This window comes from Streptomyces sp. NBC_00667, from assembly GCF_036226825.1.
Taxonomy (GTDB): Bacteria; Actinomycetota; Actinomycetes; order Streptomycetales; family Streptomycetaceae; genus Streptomyces.
The window spans coordinates 69,190-83,040 of record NZ_CP109023.1 but is presented as its reverse complement, the minus strand read 5'-3'; the positions used below and the strand labels follow the sequence as shown (position 1 = coordinate 83,040).

Annotated in this window: 13 protein-coding genes; 2 read left to right on the top strand and 11 right to left on the bottom strand. The window is 68.5% G+C overall.

Features of this window, described 5'->3' with window-relative positions:
* Positions 1-336 precede the first annotated feature (336 nt).
* A complete protein-coding gene (locus OHA81_RS32965; protein WP_329202857.1) occupies positions 337-735 on the bottom strand; it encodes a hypothetical protein in 399 nt (132 codons plus the stop codon).
* The gene (locus tag OHA81_RS32960) at positions 735-1,001 is read right to left on the bottom strand and encodes a hypothetical protein (protein WP_329202855.1); all 267 of its coding nucleotides are present in this window, start codon (positions 999-1,001) and stop codon (positions 735-737) included. Before OHA81_RS32960 ends, OHA81_RS32965 begins: the two co-directional genes overlap by 1 nt.
* Before the next feature lie 383 nt (positions 1,002-1,384).
* Here OHA81_RS32960 and OHA81_RS32955 point away from each other — a divergent pair, with 383 nt between their 5' ends.
* Complete coding sequence (locus tag OHA81_RS32955; protein WP_329202853.1) at positions 1,385-2,053, top strand: hypothetical protein; 669 nt, start codon at positions 1,385-1,387, stop codon at positions 2,051-2,053.
* A 91-nt stretch (positions 2,054-2,144) separates the two neighbouring features.
* Here OHA81_RS32955 and OHA81_RS32950 read toward each other — a convergent pair whose 3' ends face one another.
* Complete coding sequence (locus OHA81_RS32950; protein ID WP_329202851.1) at positions 2,145-2,435, bottom strand: hypothetical protein; 291 nt, start codon at positions 2,433-2,435, stop codon at positions 2,145-2,147.
* 731 nt (positions 2,436-3,166) lie between these two features.
* Here OHA81_RS32950 and OHA81_RS32945 point away from each other — a divergent pair.
* Positions 3,167-3,975, top strand: a protein-coding gene (locus OHA81_RS32945) for an IS5 family transposase (RefSeq protein ID WP_443056812.1) whose coding sequence is annotated in 2 segments (ribosomal slippage) — positions 3,167-3,514 and positions 3,517-3,975 — 807 coding nt in all. Because the reading frame shifts where the segments join, the coding sequence is not laid out codon by codon here.
* 13 nt (positions 3,976-3,988) lie between these two features.
* On the opposite strand, the gene OHA81_RS32940 is transcribed toward OHA81_RS32945, so the two are convergent.
* From OHA81_RS32940 to OHA81_RS32905, 8 genes are all read right to left on the bottom strand, one after another.
* Positions 3,989-4,531, bottom strand: a complete 543-nt coding sequence (locus OHA81_RS32940) for a hypothetical protein (RefSeq protein ID WP_329202846.1) — start codon at positions 4,529-4,531, stop codon at positions 3,989-3,991.
* 169 nt (positions 4,532-4,700) lie between these two features.
* Complete coding sequence (locus OHA81_RS32935; protein ID WP_329202844.1) at positions 4,701-5,519, bottom strand: hypothetical protein; 819 nt, start codon at positions 5,517-5,519, stop codon at positions 4,701-4,703.
* Positions 5,520-5,748: 229 nt separating this feature from the next.
* The gene (locus tag OHA81_RS32930) at positions 5,749-6,597 is read right to left on the bottom strand and encodes a hypothetical protein (RefSeq protein ID WP_329202842.1); all 849 of its coding nucleotides are present in this window, start codon (positions 6,595-6,597) and stop codon (positions 5,749-5,751) included.
* A 135-nt stretch (positions 6,598-6,732) separates the two neighbouring features.
* On the bottom strand, positions 6,733-7,563 hold the full coding sequence (locus OHA81_RS32925; RefSeq protein ID WP_329202840.1) for a DciA family protein: 831 nt from the start codon (positions 7,561-7,563) through the stop codon (positions 6,733-6,735).
* The gene (locus tag OHA81_RS32920) at positions 7,563-9,428 is read right to left on the bottom strand and encodes a hypothetical protein (RefSeq protein WP_329202837.1); all 1,866 of its coding nucleotides are present in this window, start codon (positions 9,426-9,428) and stop codon (positions 7,563-7,565) included. The genes OHA81_RS32925 and OHA81_RS32920 overlap by 1 nt, the downstream gene beginning before the upstream one ends.
* Before the next feature lie 1,231 nt (positions 9,429-10,659).
* Entirely contained in the window at positions 10,660-11,367 is a 708-nt protein-coding gene (locus OHA81_RS32915) for an AAA family ATPase (protein ID WP_329202836.1), read from the bottom strand.
* On the bottom strand, positions 11,361-12,704 hold the full coding sequence (locus tag OHA81_RS32910; protein WP_329202835.1) for a UTRA domain-containing protein: 1,344 nt from the start codon (positions 12,702-12,704) through the stop codon (positions 11,361-11,363). Before OHA81_RS32910 ends, OHA81_RS32915 begins: the two co-directional genes overlap by 7 nt.
* 1 nt (position 12,705) lies before the next feature.
* Entirely contained in the window at positions 12,706-13,620 is a 915-nt protein-coding gene (locus OHA81_RS32905; protein WP_329202833.1) for a sigma-70 family RNA polymerase sigma factor, read from the bottom strand.
* Between the last annotated feature and the right edge of the window lie 231 nt (positions 13,621-13,851).

The following is a 13,851-nucleotide window of genomic DNA, read 5'->3' as shown; positions in this document are numbered from 1 at the left end:
CCGACTCACCACCGACTACGGCCTGCTCCAGTCTGACCGGACTGGACGCCCACGGAACGAGCCGCGTATGCCCCGGATGCTCAGCTCCCCGTTGTCCGCCCTGCGTAGCACCTCGCCCCCGTTCTTCAGCGCCACCAGCCGGTCCGGGTGCCTCGTGAGTTGCCTCCGGTACCAGGAGCCCGGCAAGACGATGGTCCGCACGCCGACCGATCGGCGTGCGGACCAAAAGAAAAGAGGGGCAGTGGCCAGCGATGGCGAGTGCCCCTTCAAGTGCGCCGACCGCAGCACGGGGTGCAGACCCCCGCCGGGTGACACGGCTGGTCTTGGACGGTCCTGTCAATGATCAGGATGGACGGCCTGGACGCCGGTGCCGTCGTACAGCTCGGGCTCCAGAGTGAGCAGGTACCGGCCGGCGGGGAAGTCTGCCGAGGGGCGGGCCGCGTGGATGGCGTGGACGGAGGCCCAGCGGTGCCCGGCGTGCAGGAGCTCGGTGGCGGACAGGGCGGCGGCGGTGTCGAAGGGCTCGATCTCGATGAACCGCAGCCCGTTGATGTAGGCGAGCAGGCCGGGCCGCCCGGTATCACCCGCGGTCAGGGAGAGCACTGGGGCGTAGAGGGTGCCCAGGCCGCCGGAGGCTTGTACGTAGAACGCGGCGACGGCCTCGTTGTACGGGTCCTTGGGGTCGTGAAGGGCGGTAGCGGTCGTGTGGTCCAGGACGACCGCGATCGGCCCCACTACGCGGCCGCCGAGTCCTGGCTGGCGCCGAGGCGCTCCAGGAGGCCACGGGCCTTCGCCTCGGCCTCCTCGCTCGGCACGGTGCCCAGCATGGAGGCGAGCTCGGCACGGGCCTGCTCCGCGCGCTCCGCGTACTCGGCCTGGGTTGGACGGCCCTCAGCGAGCTCCTCGACGAGTTGCCGGATCGTGGTGCCTTGCTCGGTCGCCAGCGCGGCCAGGCGGTCACGGGTGGCCGCACTTACCTTGATGCTCGTTTCGTCTGCCATACACAGACTCTACTGCGGGTAGAGACCTGTGTGGAGGTTCCGGCGACACCGTGCCCGGTTTGTTCGGCTGGGCAAGCGGGGCGTGGTCGTTTCCACTGGAAACGACCACGACAGGCGGTTCCGCGCCTACCGTCCGCTGGAAGCGGCGACCGCTCCTTCTTCGCCCAGCCTGTGCAGGTCACGGAAATGATCAAGTTGCCTTCACCTCCCCCTCACCTGCCCCCTCCGAGCGTGAGGGAATACGAAAGCACAAGGGCCGCCCGGCAAGCCGGGCGGCCCTTGTCTGAGGTCTGAACCCTGGGGGTATGGCCTGCCCACTTTCGAGGGCTACCAGGGACGATTCCAGGGTCTTCGCCACCCAGTGTACCTACGATTGCCCCACCATGCACAGCACGCCGCCCACCAGCATCGAGCCGCCCGACGACAAGGCCGTCATCGAGCTGATCACCCCCGACCGGCTGAACCCCTACCTGACCGCGTGCGCTGGCGATTCCACCGCCGCACTCGCGCTGTACCGGTGGAACAGCGACCTCGCCGCAGCGTTCTTCGAACCGCTCGGGCATCTGGAGATCATGCTGCGCAACGCGCTGGACGCACGGCTCGTCGCCCGCCAGCAGCGCCGGGGCCGCACCACCGAGTGGTACATCGACAGGCAGGTCCCGCTCAGCGGCAAGGCCCGGGCCGATATCGCCCAGGCTCAGGAGCGTGCCGGACGGGCCGGCGCGACCATCCCGCGCGGGAAGATCATCGCGGAGCTGAGCTTCGGCTTCTGGCGCTTCCTGCTGGCCCGCCAGTACAAGACCAACCTGTGGCCCGACCTGGCCAGCGCCTTCCCCCACGCGCCCAACCGTGCCCTTGCCACGGTGGAAGATCCGGTCAAGCGGCTTCACAAGTTCCGCAACCGCATCGCCCACCACGAAGGCATCTGGCACCTGCCGCTCGAAGCCCGCCGAGACGACATCCACACCGTGCTCGGCTTCATAGCGCCAGCCGCCGCAACCTGGGTCGCCGACGCCTCCCGCATCGACGACGTCCTCGCCCGAAGCCCCTGACCTCGCGCCCTTCCCCCACGCTGTCTCCTCCCGAACGCCTGCGCGGGGCGCGGCCGCCACCCGGGTGCCTGTTTGCCGCCGGGTGTCACGGTCAGGCGGAGGGACGCAGCCTGGTGCCGCCGCCGCTGCCGTTCAGCGGGCTCAGGGTCTCCAGGTGGGCGCCTTTCACCCATGAGCCCAGCAGGTCGCGGTGCAGGGCCACGATGTCCTGGCCCAGCGCCAGGCCCAGTGCCGCCTTCGTGAACGCGCGGCAGGTGGTGACGAACAGCGCGACGTCGGCGCCGTGCTCGAGGCGGGCGGTGCGCGACGCGGCGCAGGATCTGCTCGTTCGTGTTGGGCGGTACGTCCGCGACGGCGGCCGGGCTGCCGGGCTTCCACGCACGGATCAGCTCGGGCAGGCGCAGCCGCTCAGGCCACCAAGGCAGCGCCTGTCCGGCGAGTGCGGCGACATCGCCCCATTCGGCTTCGTACTCGATACGGGGGTGAGCTACCTCGGCGGCGACCAGGGCGGGCCCGGTGATACCCACGTCGCCATACAGGGCGCAGACGGTGCGCACGCCGTCCGGGTTCCCGGCCTGGGTCAGGGCGGTGGCGACGTCGGTGGCGACCTTGCGGTTGTGGCTGTGCACGAAGCGGATCGTGCCGAGGGCGGTATGCCAATCCAGCGCCGGTCCACGCGAGGTGTCCTTGTAGCCGCCCCACCGGCCGGGCGTGAGGTCTTCAGGCAGCGGGCGCAGCAGCACGGCGCCGCGGTGGGAGAACTCCGGCGTCCGGGCCGCCCACTGGTAGAGCTGGGTACCGTCCCAGACCTCTTCGGGCTCCTTCCGGTCACCGGTCAGGCCGAGTGGCACGGGCGGCTCGGTCGGCTGGGGGAAGTCGTCGTACTTCCCTGCCAGCCGCCACAGGCCGGAAGGAGGTGACGCCCAGTACTGCCTGGACCTCCGTCTTGGACAGGTAACTGCTGTTCACGCCCATGTTGAGACTCCTCACCGCCCAAGGGCCGGCGGTGGCCCCGGCCAGATCATGGGACGGACCGGCCCCCGGCACGCGAAGAGCTCCTGGGCCTGCCCTAAGACAGCGTTTCTTATGGCTTGATCGTTCGTTGAACCGTGCATGGCGGATCTGGTTGAGCGGCTGGTGCCGGATGAGTTGTGGGCGTTGTTCCGGCGGGTGGTGCCTCCGACAGAGGTGATACGTCCGCAGGGCGGCGGCCGGCGCCGGGCGGGTGACCGCGAGGCCCTGGCCGCGATCGTCTTCGTGGCGACCTCAGGATGCACGTGGCGGCAACTGCCGCCGGTGTTCGGCCCGAGCTGGCAGACCGTCTACCGACGCTTCGCCCAGTGGAGCCGGGCCCGTGTCTGGGCCCGGCTCCACCGCGTCATCCTCGACGAACTCGGTGCCCGCGGGGAACTGGACTGGTCGCGGTGTGCGATCGACTCCGTCAGCCTGCGGGCGGCAAAAGGGGGCCACTGACGGGACCGAATCCGACCGACCGCGGCAAGTTGGGATCGAAGATCCACCTGATCACCGACCGGAACGGACTGCCTCTCTCGCTGGGCATCTCCGGCGCGAACATGCACGACAGCCTGGGCCTTGAACCGCTCGTGCGCGGGATCCCACCGATCCGGTCCCGGCGAGGACCGCGTCGACGGCGACCCGGCAAGCTCCATGCAGACAAGGGCTACGACTACGACCACCTGCGGCGATGGCTCCGCAAACGCGGCATCCGCCACCGCATCGCCCGCAAGGGCACCGAGTCCTCAAAGCGGCTCGGCCGCCACCGCTGGGTCGTCGAGAGGACCGTGTCCTGGCTCGCCGGCTGCCGCCGGCTCCACCGCCGCTACGAACGCAAGGCAGAACACTTCCTCGCCTTCGCTGGCATAGCCGCCGCCCTCATCTGCCACCGCCGCCTCACCAAATGAAACGACGTCTAATTCACACCTGCATTGGCTGAGAAGCTGCTGTTGGTCGTGGTGTCGATGCCCGCACCTGCCACTCGCGTTCCAGCTCAGGACAATGGCGAACAGAACGCCGGGACCGCATAACCCGATATGAGGGATGCACGGTGTTCCCCAGCACCGGCTCGATGCCGTCGTCGTCCCACACCGGCTCCACGGCCTGGTCCAGGTGCACGCGCAGCCGGCGGTGCCGGGAGGTGATGTCCACCAGTGAGCCGACCGGTGCCCCGTTCGGCTGGGCGAAGGCGATGTCGGCCTCCTCGCCCCTGTTCAGGAACCAGGCGGCGGCCGCGGACTTCACGTACAGGTGGTCGGCGCTGGAGATGCCTCGGGCCCGGCGGCCGCAGATGTGGGGTTGGCCGTCCGGGCCGGGGTGATGGGCGAAGTGACAGACCCGGGCGGTGTAAAGCTTCGTGGTCCGCTGGGCTCCGCATCCGCCGAGGAGCAGACCGCACCAGAACGTGTCGAGCTGATGCCGATGCCGGCAGGCGTCCAGCTCGATTGCCTCCAGCGGCAGCATCAGCGGCTCCTCCGAGTCCGCGCTGCCCAGCACCGCCGTCTGGATCTGCCGCCGGTCACCCCGCATACCCCCAGCCTTCGTTCCAACTTGACGTCGTCGGCTGGCTCCGCAGCGGGCCCTCCAGCGCGCTGACAGGAGCGGCGCACGATGGGCTCGGCCTGCCAACGGATCAGGTCACAGGCGGAAGCACCTTGTAGCGGAAGTCCACGGCCGCATCCCAGCCGACGGTCCCATAGCGGTGGTGCTGGCCGTCGCTGCTCACTGTCAAGAGCAGCGACGCGTTGGTATGGATGTGCTTTTCCTCAACCTGCCAGACGATCTCAAGGTCCTCACCCTCGCCAGCGTCGTGGCTTGTTCCGTCCGGCGTCTGCATACGCCACGTCAGGGGCCTGCTTTGCGGATCGACCGCGCGGCAGGTGAACCGCACAACGTCGCCGGGGCGCAGGGTCACGCCGGTCCGCACCATGAACATCTGATCTTGAGCCGAGATAGCTGTCTCGGTGCTGTGGCCGAAGCTGTCGCGCACGATTTCGACGCGGGGAAAGTATTCGCCGGAGGCGTCCTGGCCGCTGACGTGGATGGTCACTCGGTTCCTGATCTCTCCGGCGATGGCGCTCATCAGTTCCTGCTCGAACGGCAGGAGTTCCCGGCTATGTGCGACGGCGTTGCGCATAGCCTCGATGCGGTCCAGAAGGACGGTGATCTCCTTCTTGGCCCCCAGGGCTCCATCGAGGAGGTCCCAATGCCTGGTTACGAGTCGGGTCAGCTGGGTGAACTCGGCATAGGTGATCAAGCTCGCTGACACGGCGGCCGCACCTCGCTTGGTGCGGCGCTTGGCCTCTACCTCCTGCTTTTCACGGAGCCGGGCCAGGTCCTCGGTGGTGAAGACCTCCTGGAGCCAGTTGTCGCCGAACTTGTCGCGTAGCGAGATGGTAAGCAGTTCCCGCAGCGACCGTTCGCAGCTCGCGAGGGCTTCGGAAGGATCCATGAGAGGCATTGGACAATTCTCGCTGTCCGGGTGGTTAACAGCTAGCGGATTCCACAGAGCGCGGAGACAACGAGTGAGCCTCCGACACGGCGGCACGGCGACGCCGCCGTATGCCCGTGCCGCACGCGCTCTTGCGGGCCGGGCGCAGCGTGGCGGCCTCCGTCGCCGCGGCCTGACGGCGACGCTGGACGCGGCGGCCTGCTCGTCGGTCCGGTGTAGCAGGCGGGGATTACAGGGCGGGGGCGCACCGTTGGCAGCGGGCGTAGTTCCGACCGCCCTTGGGGCCGGTGCGCTCGGCAATCCATGCCCTGGCCTCCTCTGGGGTCATCGCCGTGAAGGAGGGGTAGGAGCGGGCGCCTTCGAAGATGTCGCGGTCGTAGGGCACGACGGTGTGGCTGTAGAGGTGCAGTGCCTGCGTGTACGCCTCGCCGACCGGGCGGGCGTAGTTGTCCGGGGTTTCCCGCTTGACCACCGAACATGTGGTGTCGTGAATCCCTCGGCGTCCGGCAGCGAAGGGGTACACCTCCGGCTGCTGAAGGCGGTGCCACAACACGTCCGACTGGTCGAGCAGCTTCTCGAACCACGAGCGCTGCTCTTCGCACAGGGCGCACCCGCCGGCTGCCTGGCAGCTGGCCCGGACCTTGGCAGGGTCCTCGAACGCCCTGCAGCCGAAGGGGCCGTACAACTTCTCGGCGGCTTCGAGGAGCAGGGCTCGGGCCGCGCTCGCTTCCACGATGCCTTGCTCAACATGCTCAAGGAGGTCAAGGACGGCTGGGAGTTCCACCGCGTACCCCCACCCTGCAGAGATCTCCCGCCGGCGCTCTTTCGCAAACAGGTCCCCGAACGACATGAGCACCCCGGGCAAAACGGCTCCACGGAACGTGAAATCTACCGCGACCCCTCCAGTGGACTCGCCGCCGTAGAGGTCGCCGTCACCCTCCACGTCCCATGGTTCCACGGTCACCGGGGTGGACTGTTCGGGAATGTGTACGGCCGCCGTGCTGCCCGTCGGCGTTTTGACATCGGGGCGGGGCTTCTTGGCGGAGGAACCCTGCTTTGTTCGGCGCTTCTTCGACATCTCACCGACTCCATCGTCCGACCGGCTCTCCTGGCTGACCACCCCGAGAGCCGGATATCCAGGGCAGCACATTCTGCCCCTTGGCACCCTCCTTCACGGACCGGCGGCTCAGCCGGTCTGACACGGACCGGCGGCTCAGCCGGTCTGATCCAGTGAGTAGGTTGCCCTCGGGACCTGGGCCGGCAGCTGGGCGAGTCCGGCCCGCTCGGCTCGGGCTCGGTGCAGTGCCCGCAGGCGTACGGCTTCGGCGTCACGGCGCCGCTGGACAAGTACAGCGTCGACAGGCGCTGGCTGATCGACGCGCACCGCCTCGGGCTCCGGGAACGCGTGACGGCTTGCCTCCCGAAGGACCCGGTTCTGCCGCCCGACGGCAGCCGCGGTGGCCGGGTCCGGCTGTCGCTGGGTGTGGGCCTGCTGGTGGGCCTCGAGTGCACGGCGGTAGCCGGCCGTCGCTGTTTCGCGCGTACGTACCGGACCCTGCACGACCGGTGCACTTCCCGGGACCGGCTCGGCGGCCGCGATGGGCGCGGGCAGGGGGCCGGGTGACAGCACGCGCACCGTACAGACCGCGTCGGTGCGCGCCGAGCGGTTGGCGTCGGTGATGATTCGCGACGCCTCCAGCCGGGCCTTCGTCGCCCAGGCCGTGGAGTCCGGGCGCAGCGTCAGCTCCCCGCGTTCCGCGTCGTAGCCGACCGCCGCGACGTGTTCGGCGAGGTCAGGGGCGAGGACCGCCCACCGCTCGCACAGCCCGGCGCCGGCTGTCGGGGTCTCCCAGCCGCGCTCGGCCATGAGCGCGGTGAACGCCTCGCCGAGGCCCATGGGGGCGCGGCCGTCGCGCCGGACCGTCCGGGTCAGCCGCGGCTTGTTCTTCGCCGTGCGGGCGCCGGTCTTCTTGGCGGCCTCCCGCGCGGCCCGCAGGGCGACACGGGCCAGGTCCACGCCGCTGGGCTCAGCACTCTGGCTCATCACGCCACCTCCCCGGCAAGCTCCCGGGAGCGGTGAGTGAGGCAGACGTTGCGGGTCGGCAGGGCCCTGCGGGTGCAGGGCACTTCACCGTCGAACCCGGAGCAGGCCCCCGGCACCGACGGCGCAGCGGGAGCGGCAACGGCGACAGTCAGGGCATCGGCCTCCTCGCGGCACAGCTTGCACAGACCGGTGTCGACGGCCCGCCCGGTCAGGAAGATCACGCACCCGCAGTCGCCACACGAGGCACGCCGCGGGCCTTCGGGCTCCCGGGGCACCAGAACCGGCGCGGGGCGCCGGATGGCGGCGTCCAGCTCACAGTCGGCGCAGCGCCCAAACGGTCCGGGTCGGGTGCCGTGCTGGGGGCACAGGCCCTGCTCCAGGCGCTGTTCGCACTGGCGGGCGGCGCGCTGGTCCTGGACGATTTCGGCGCACAGATCGCAGGCCGCGCCGGTCCGCCAGATGATGCTGGCCTCGCAGTCCTGGTAGCCGCAGCCCCAGCGGGGCAGGGCCACCCCCAGCAGCCACCGGCCCGGATCGCGGATGTCGGAGAGCATCACCTTGGCCAGGCGGGCCGTCAGCCGGTGCCGGAGACGGTCGGGGGCGGTGCCCTCGCGCAGCTGACGGCCCACCTCACGGGCGATCTTCCGGGCAACGAAGCTGCTCGTTACCTGCTCCAGCAGCACGTGGACCGGCTCCAGCACAGCGTAGATCTCCGGGCTCATGGCCAGCTGCGGTCCGGTGTGCGATGACCGGGACGACCCGCCATCCTTGCTGGTGCGCTTTTCGCTGCTCGGCTTCGAGGAGGGCTGGCTGATCTCACCCGCGCGCAGCGCGACACCACCCCCGCTGGTCGAACGTGTCGTCGCGGCAGCCGGGATTTCCACAGCCTCAGCGCCCTCAACTACCTGTACCTCGCCTACGGCGGGTGAGATGAGTGCACGCTCGTCATCCGGTGAGTCAGTCCTAGGTGATTCCTTAAAGGCGAGGGATCCCTCACCAACCAGGGAACCCGATCCCTCACCAACCAGGGAACCCGATCCCTCACCAACTTGGGAACTGGCCGACCCCTCAGAACCACTGTCCACAGCTGTCTCAGCGGCCTCCGGAGCAGCGCTGCAACCGTCGGCCGGGACGCCCGGCCGGGCCTCCGGAGCGAGGTCGTGCGCGATGTACAGGTTCCGGCCCCGCTGCCCCGCACGCCGCTGCACCGTCAACCAGCGCGCAGCCTCCACCTCGGTGACGACCGCTGACGCAGCCGTCACCGACAGCGCCTCGCCGGCCTTCTTGCCCGAGTGGTGCCAAAGACACGAGGCGAGCTCCGCCTCGGTCAACGCGATCCCCCGCGCCTGTGCGTACGCGACCAGCGCGTACACCCGAAGCTGCCGGGGCGTGAGGTCCTCCGCGGCCGCCACCGGCAGCCACACGAACGCCTCCTCACCAGACATCGGCCGTACCGACCGCACCGCCGACTGCCCCATCCCTCCCGGCAGCGTCCGGCGCGCCGAACGCAGCTCCACTACACCGTCCGGGCCCGGACGGCGTAGCTGCGTCATTCCTCGCTCCACCGACGCCGCCGACAGCCCCAGGTACGAGGCGATCGTCTCCGTCTTTGCCTGGCAGCCCTCCGGCCGCGACGCCAGCGCCTTCACCTTCACGTACACCGACAGCGACACGTCCTGATAGGCCGGCGACCACACCAGACGCATCGGCACACGAACCCGCTGCCGTCGTACCACCCCCGCACCCGGCACCGGCTGCAGCGCGCTCCGCTGGCCGGGAATCCTGACCGGGGCCCCGCCGACCTTGTCGACGTCGTCCCAGAGCGGGCGGTCCAGTACGGCGGCCGGCGCCGCCACGGCGCTCATCGGCCCACCGCCCCAACAGGAGCGGCGAAGACCGCATGGACTGAAAGCGTCTGTGTCGTCATCGAGGTGTACACGCCAAAGCGGACACCCCCCTGAGCAGTCGGAACGCGCGATTCGTCATCCACCCGCCGACCCTGCACAAGACGGCCTGTGGACAGAGCCCGCTGAGCCCGGATCACCCCCGGCGCTCCCGCGCGGCGGGCAGAAAGCTTGGAACCCGTTTCGTCACACGTGACGCGGCCCTGGCGGACGCCGCCGTCGACGGAGTTGTCGTCGACCTCCCAGATGGGGTGCACGAGCGGGGCGGCAGACACCGCGACCGCGCTCGCCGATCCGAGGCCGAAGGGGTTGCTCTTGTAGCTTCGTACCGGAAATCCAACTTCCGGTGGGAACCGCGTAAAGATGAATGAACCGGACACCGATCCCGTCACACGGGAAGCGGGAATGACTCGAACCGGACCGAATCGGACACGGTCGAGCTGACAGGGGACACCATTCTCGTGCACTATGGCGGGACACCAACCTTCATATGGATCGTCCCGACCCGCGACCAGGCCCCTGCCAAGGGACCTGACCACGGCCGAGCGCTCTGTACGGACGGAGCCCCGAGCCCGACGGCCTGCCAAAGCCGCCGGAACCCGGGGTGACGCTGGTGGCTCAACAGAGGCCCCCTGCCAAAGGGACTTCTGAGGAGCCGGGGTGGTCCGCTGCCAAGCGGACCGGGTGACCCGCTCGCCAAAGCGGGGTTTTGCAGGGAACAGATCCAGCTCTATGAGCTGGAGCCCAGGACCGGGGCCTAATCCGGGAACTGGGCGGCCGACCTGATGGTCGGCGAGATGGGCCGCGCGGGGCCACAGTGGATTGCTAGTCCACCTATCGGCGCGCGCGGCCGATGGCCGCTAGGTCATGCCGACCCCCTCGAACTCGAGCGGAGTCGGCGCATACCCAAAGGCGCGCCCGATGGCGTGATCGCGAAGACGAAACGGCGCAGATACGCGTGCAGTTCCGCAGACGCGGGTACTCTTCATCCCGCGATCACCTCCCATCAGGTCTCGCCCAAACGAGGCTTCGCCCCGTTCGAGAGCCCTGGGACCCGGCATGGTCCTGGGGCTTTCGCCGTTTCCGATGATCCACAGCCTAGCCTCATGTCCCGACACAACCGCAGGATGAATTCCAGCAACGTCCGACGTGCCTCGAGTGCCGAGTCCACCCGACGGGAATCGCGGAAAATTCATCGGTCACCTGTTTCGCGCGGCCAGCCCAGAGCGGTCAACAGGGTGTCGGGCTGCCCGTCGTAGACAATGTGGGTCTCGTCAGTGTCGGGCTCGTGAAACCGGCCTGCGAATCGGATCAGGTCCTCCTCACTGAACTCGATCGAGTTGGGGTCGATGTCAGCGAGCTGATTCCGTTCCCGGATCCGTGACCAGCGCACGTCATGCGGGACCGGCAAGTACACCAGGACTGGAATGCCACCGGACTCCATCACCAGGGCCTGCCACTCGGCCCGCTCCTCCGGCGTCCAGAAGCCGTGGTCGACCACGACATCCTCGCCAGCCTCCACGAGAGCGCGGAGTTCAGCAGCGATGTCGTTGAGGACAGGAGCTTCTCGAACCCGAAACTCCCCCCGGGGGAAGTCAACGCCGTACCTGCCGTAACGGCGGAACATCTCCTCGTCCGGACACAACCGCTTGAAGCCAGCCCTTGCGAGCGCCAACGCCAGCGTTGTCTTACCGGCACCTGGCATTCCCGTCATCAGAACCACGCAAGGCCCCTGCATAAGCACGCCTCCGGCTAGGGCGGAACTGATGCGAGCGATCTCAGGCTCCCTTTCCTCGGTCAGAGCCTCAACCCGCTTTGCGCGCAGGAGATCGCCGAGGCGCTGCTCCAGACAACTGATCAGGGTGTCATCCATGGCGAAGGTGTAGGTCGTGGTCAGCACGTCATATCCGCCGTTTCGACACGAGTACGGCCGGGGGCGCCGAGGTCCACGCCGAACTCCAGAGGTCGGCCTTCGCCGTCGAGGAACCGAGCGGAGAGGACCAGGATCGCTTCCCTCGAGGCGGGATCGAGCTCCAGGAGCTGGGCGTCCTCGGCGGTGGCGATGCGGGCTGCCGTCTCGTCCATGCGTTTCACAGCGTGCCGACCCGTTTCCCTGGCGATGAGGTCCAAGGACGTGCCGCCAACGAGACGTTCGCTGCGGACCAGTGCGGGCACGGCGTGGGCGAACTCTGCCGGAATCCAAGACGTCGAGTGCGCGACGATGCCGTGCCGGTCGCGATAGACGCGAGTTCGCCGGATGACGTCGACTCCAGCCTCTACGTCGAGCGCGGCCGCAACGTCCTGCGGGGCGGGAGTGAGTGCTGCGGTGTGTCCGTCCGACCGCTCCCCGGCGCCCCAGGAGGAGCCGGTGTGTTTTCCACGCTCCAGGCGCTGGGCTCCGGAGGAGAGCGGTACGGGCTGGCCGATGCGCACGTATGCCGCGGTAGCGTCGTCAGACCGCTTGAAGCGCGGCCATCGCTCGCCAACCGGATCAGCAAGCTCGGCCTCACGGGTACGGGCGATAAGCGCTGCCGGCCCCTCCGAGCGCAGCAGGTCGAGGAGTTGCGCCCAGCTCAGGGCACCGAAGCTGTCGACGAGGCGGCTCGCGCCGTCCGTCAGCAGAGCGGCCTGCCGGACCCGGGCGAGGTCGACCGTCCCGGCGATCGCCTCGTCTGCAGCGGCCGGGTCGGTTGCTGCCACCCAGTAGCCGCCGGGCCGGTTCCGGAGCCGACGCTGGACAGTGACAAGTGCGGAGACGCGAGCGGCATGCTCTGGAGTGCCGGTCGGACCCTGCAGGGCGGCGCGCATCTCTTCGCCAGCAACCTCCTCGACCCGCTTGTCGGTGATCGTACGAACGCCCTCGTCGCCGAGGTCCAGCACCAGCACGTTGTCGGAGAGCACCAGGTAGTCGAGGACGTCGTCGCGCTCCCGGATCATCACGACGGTCGAGGCGGGCACGGCGTCCTGGTCCAATGCACAGGTGTCCCGATGAAGGTCGTTCACCTCGGCGATGGCGGTTCGCAGCGCTGCGCGCAGCGACACCGCGTTGTCGCCAATCAGGTTGATCAAGCATGTGCCGAGCTGCCGTACGAACCATGGGGTGCCATGGACGCACCCCATGGGAAGGTCCTTCGGGGCTGACAGGCCGTCCAGCACGACGACCCCGGTAGGGCTGACGTGGACGATGTCCTCGTTCGCATGGCCCACACCCTGGGTCGATGCCATGGATACCTGCACGTCAGGCCCCTTCCGGGCGGTAGAAGGGCGTGATGCGCTCGCTTTCGACGATCTCCAGCGTCTCCGGGTCGAACCGACTGGAGATGAGCGTGGAGAACCTCTTGGCCTTTAGCTCACGGTGCACGTCGGCCAGTTCGTTGGCGAGCCAGTGAACGACGCCGCCGGAGCCGCGGGCGTGGATGCCTGCGATGTAGAGGAAGGTTCCCTGGCCATCTGGCCGGGGCAGCCGGCCAAAGTACGCGACATCACCGTTCTCGCCGCGGTCCATAGGGGAGCGATACACCTGGCCGGTGTTGCGGTCGATGAGGTGCCAGCCGTCCTCGTCCCTGCCGAACCGCAGGTGAGGGTCGCCCTCGAGGATCTGCTCGATCAAGGGCGAGAGCCGCGGACCGCAGATCACGATCAAGTTGTTGCGGTTGAGTCGGACGTTGCCTCCGAGGGGGATCCGCTCGAACCCGATCTCAAGGCCGACCTCTACGGCCAGTTCACGAAGCCGCTCGTACGTTTGGACGTCCTCGGTAGCGATCACAGGTCCCTGCACCGGCTTGTCTCGGCCGTCCCTCAGCCTTCCGTCCTCGAGCTTTTCAGCGAGGGCCACGACGACCTTCCCTGAGCCGAGGAACAGTCGCTCCGGCGGTGCTCCCTTGGCGAGCTGGCTCACTCGGCCCTTGCTGATGCCCAGTTCGGCCGCCAGCTGGGTGCTGTTCAGCTGGCCCACGCGCAGCGTCTCGTTCATCGCCTCGTTGCGCACGACCTGGAACTCGTTGCCGTAGTCCTGTACCCGGCCAACGAGTGTGTGGGCGACTTTCGCGCGCTCCAGAGGATCGGGCACTTCCTTGAGCTGGGACAAGACCACGTCGTAGGTCGCATCGAGCTGCTCTTTCAGAGCGGGCAGAGCCTCGTCGAGCGGTTCCATGCCGTGCCTCCCTTCCTGAGGTGTCATGTTTACCTCATTAAACCGCATCGGTTCAAGGTGGTTGACGCGCGCCGTGACGAGACCTATGGTTTCGGTAGCCGAGCGGTTTAGGGCGCTAAATCCATCGGTTGCGTTCGCTACATCGGCACGTCAAGCGCCCACCACTGCAGGACGCACTTCCCCCGAAGAGGGGGAGGGCCAGGGTCGATAGCTCCACCAAATCCCCTGGGC

Excerpts from the sequence above, each read along its gene's own strand:
- OHA81_RS32925 (WP_329202840.1), bottom strand. The coding sequence starts at position 7,563 with ATGAGCCAGAGTGCTGAGCCCAGCGGCGTGGACCTGGCCCGTGTCGCC.
- OHA81_RS32960 (WP_329202855.1), bottom strand. The coding sequence starts at position 1,001 with ATGGCAGACGAAACGAGCATCAAGGTAAGTGCGGCCACCCGTGACCGC.
- OHA81_RS32920 (WP_329202837.1), bottom strand. The coding sequence starts at position 9,428 with ATGAGCGCCGTGGCGGCGCCGGCCGCCGTACTGGACCGCCCGCTCTGG.
- OHA81_RS32905 (WP_329202833.1), bottom strand. The coding sequence starts at position 13,620 with ATGGAACCGCTCGACGAGGCTCTGCCCGCTCTGAAAGAGCAGCTCGAT.
- OHA81_RS32955 (WP_329202853.1), top strand. The coding sequence starts at position 1,385 with ATGCACAGCACGCCGCCCACCAGCATCGAGCCGCCCGACGACAAGGCC.
- OHA81_RS32930 (WP_329202842.1), bottom strand. The coding sequence starts at position 6,597 with ATGTCGAAGAAGCGCCGAACAAAGCAGGGTTCCTCCGCCAAGAAGCCC.
- OHA81_RS32940 (WP_329202846.1), bottom strand. The coding sequence starts at position 4,531 with ATGCTGCCGCTGGAGGCAATCGAGCTGGACGCCTGCCGGCATCGGCAT.
- OHA81_RS32935 (WP_329202844.1), bottom strand. The coding sequence starts at position 5,519 with ATGGATCCTTCCGAAGCCCTCGCGAGCTGCGAACGGTCGCTGCGGGAA.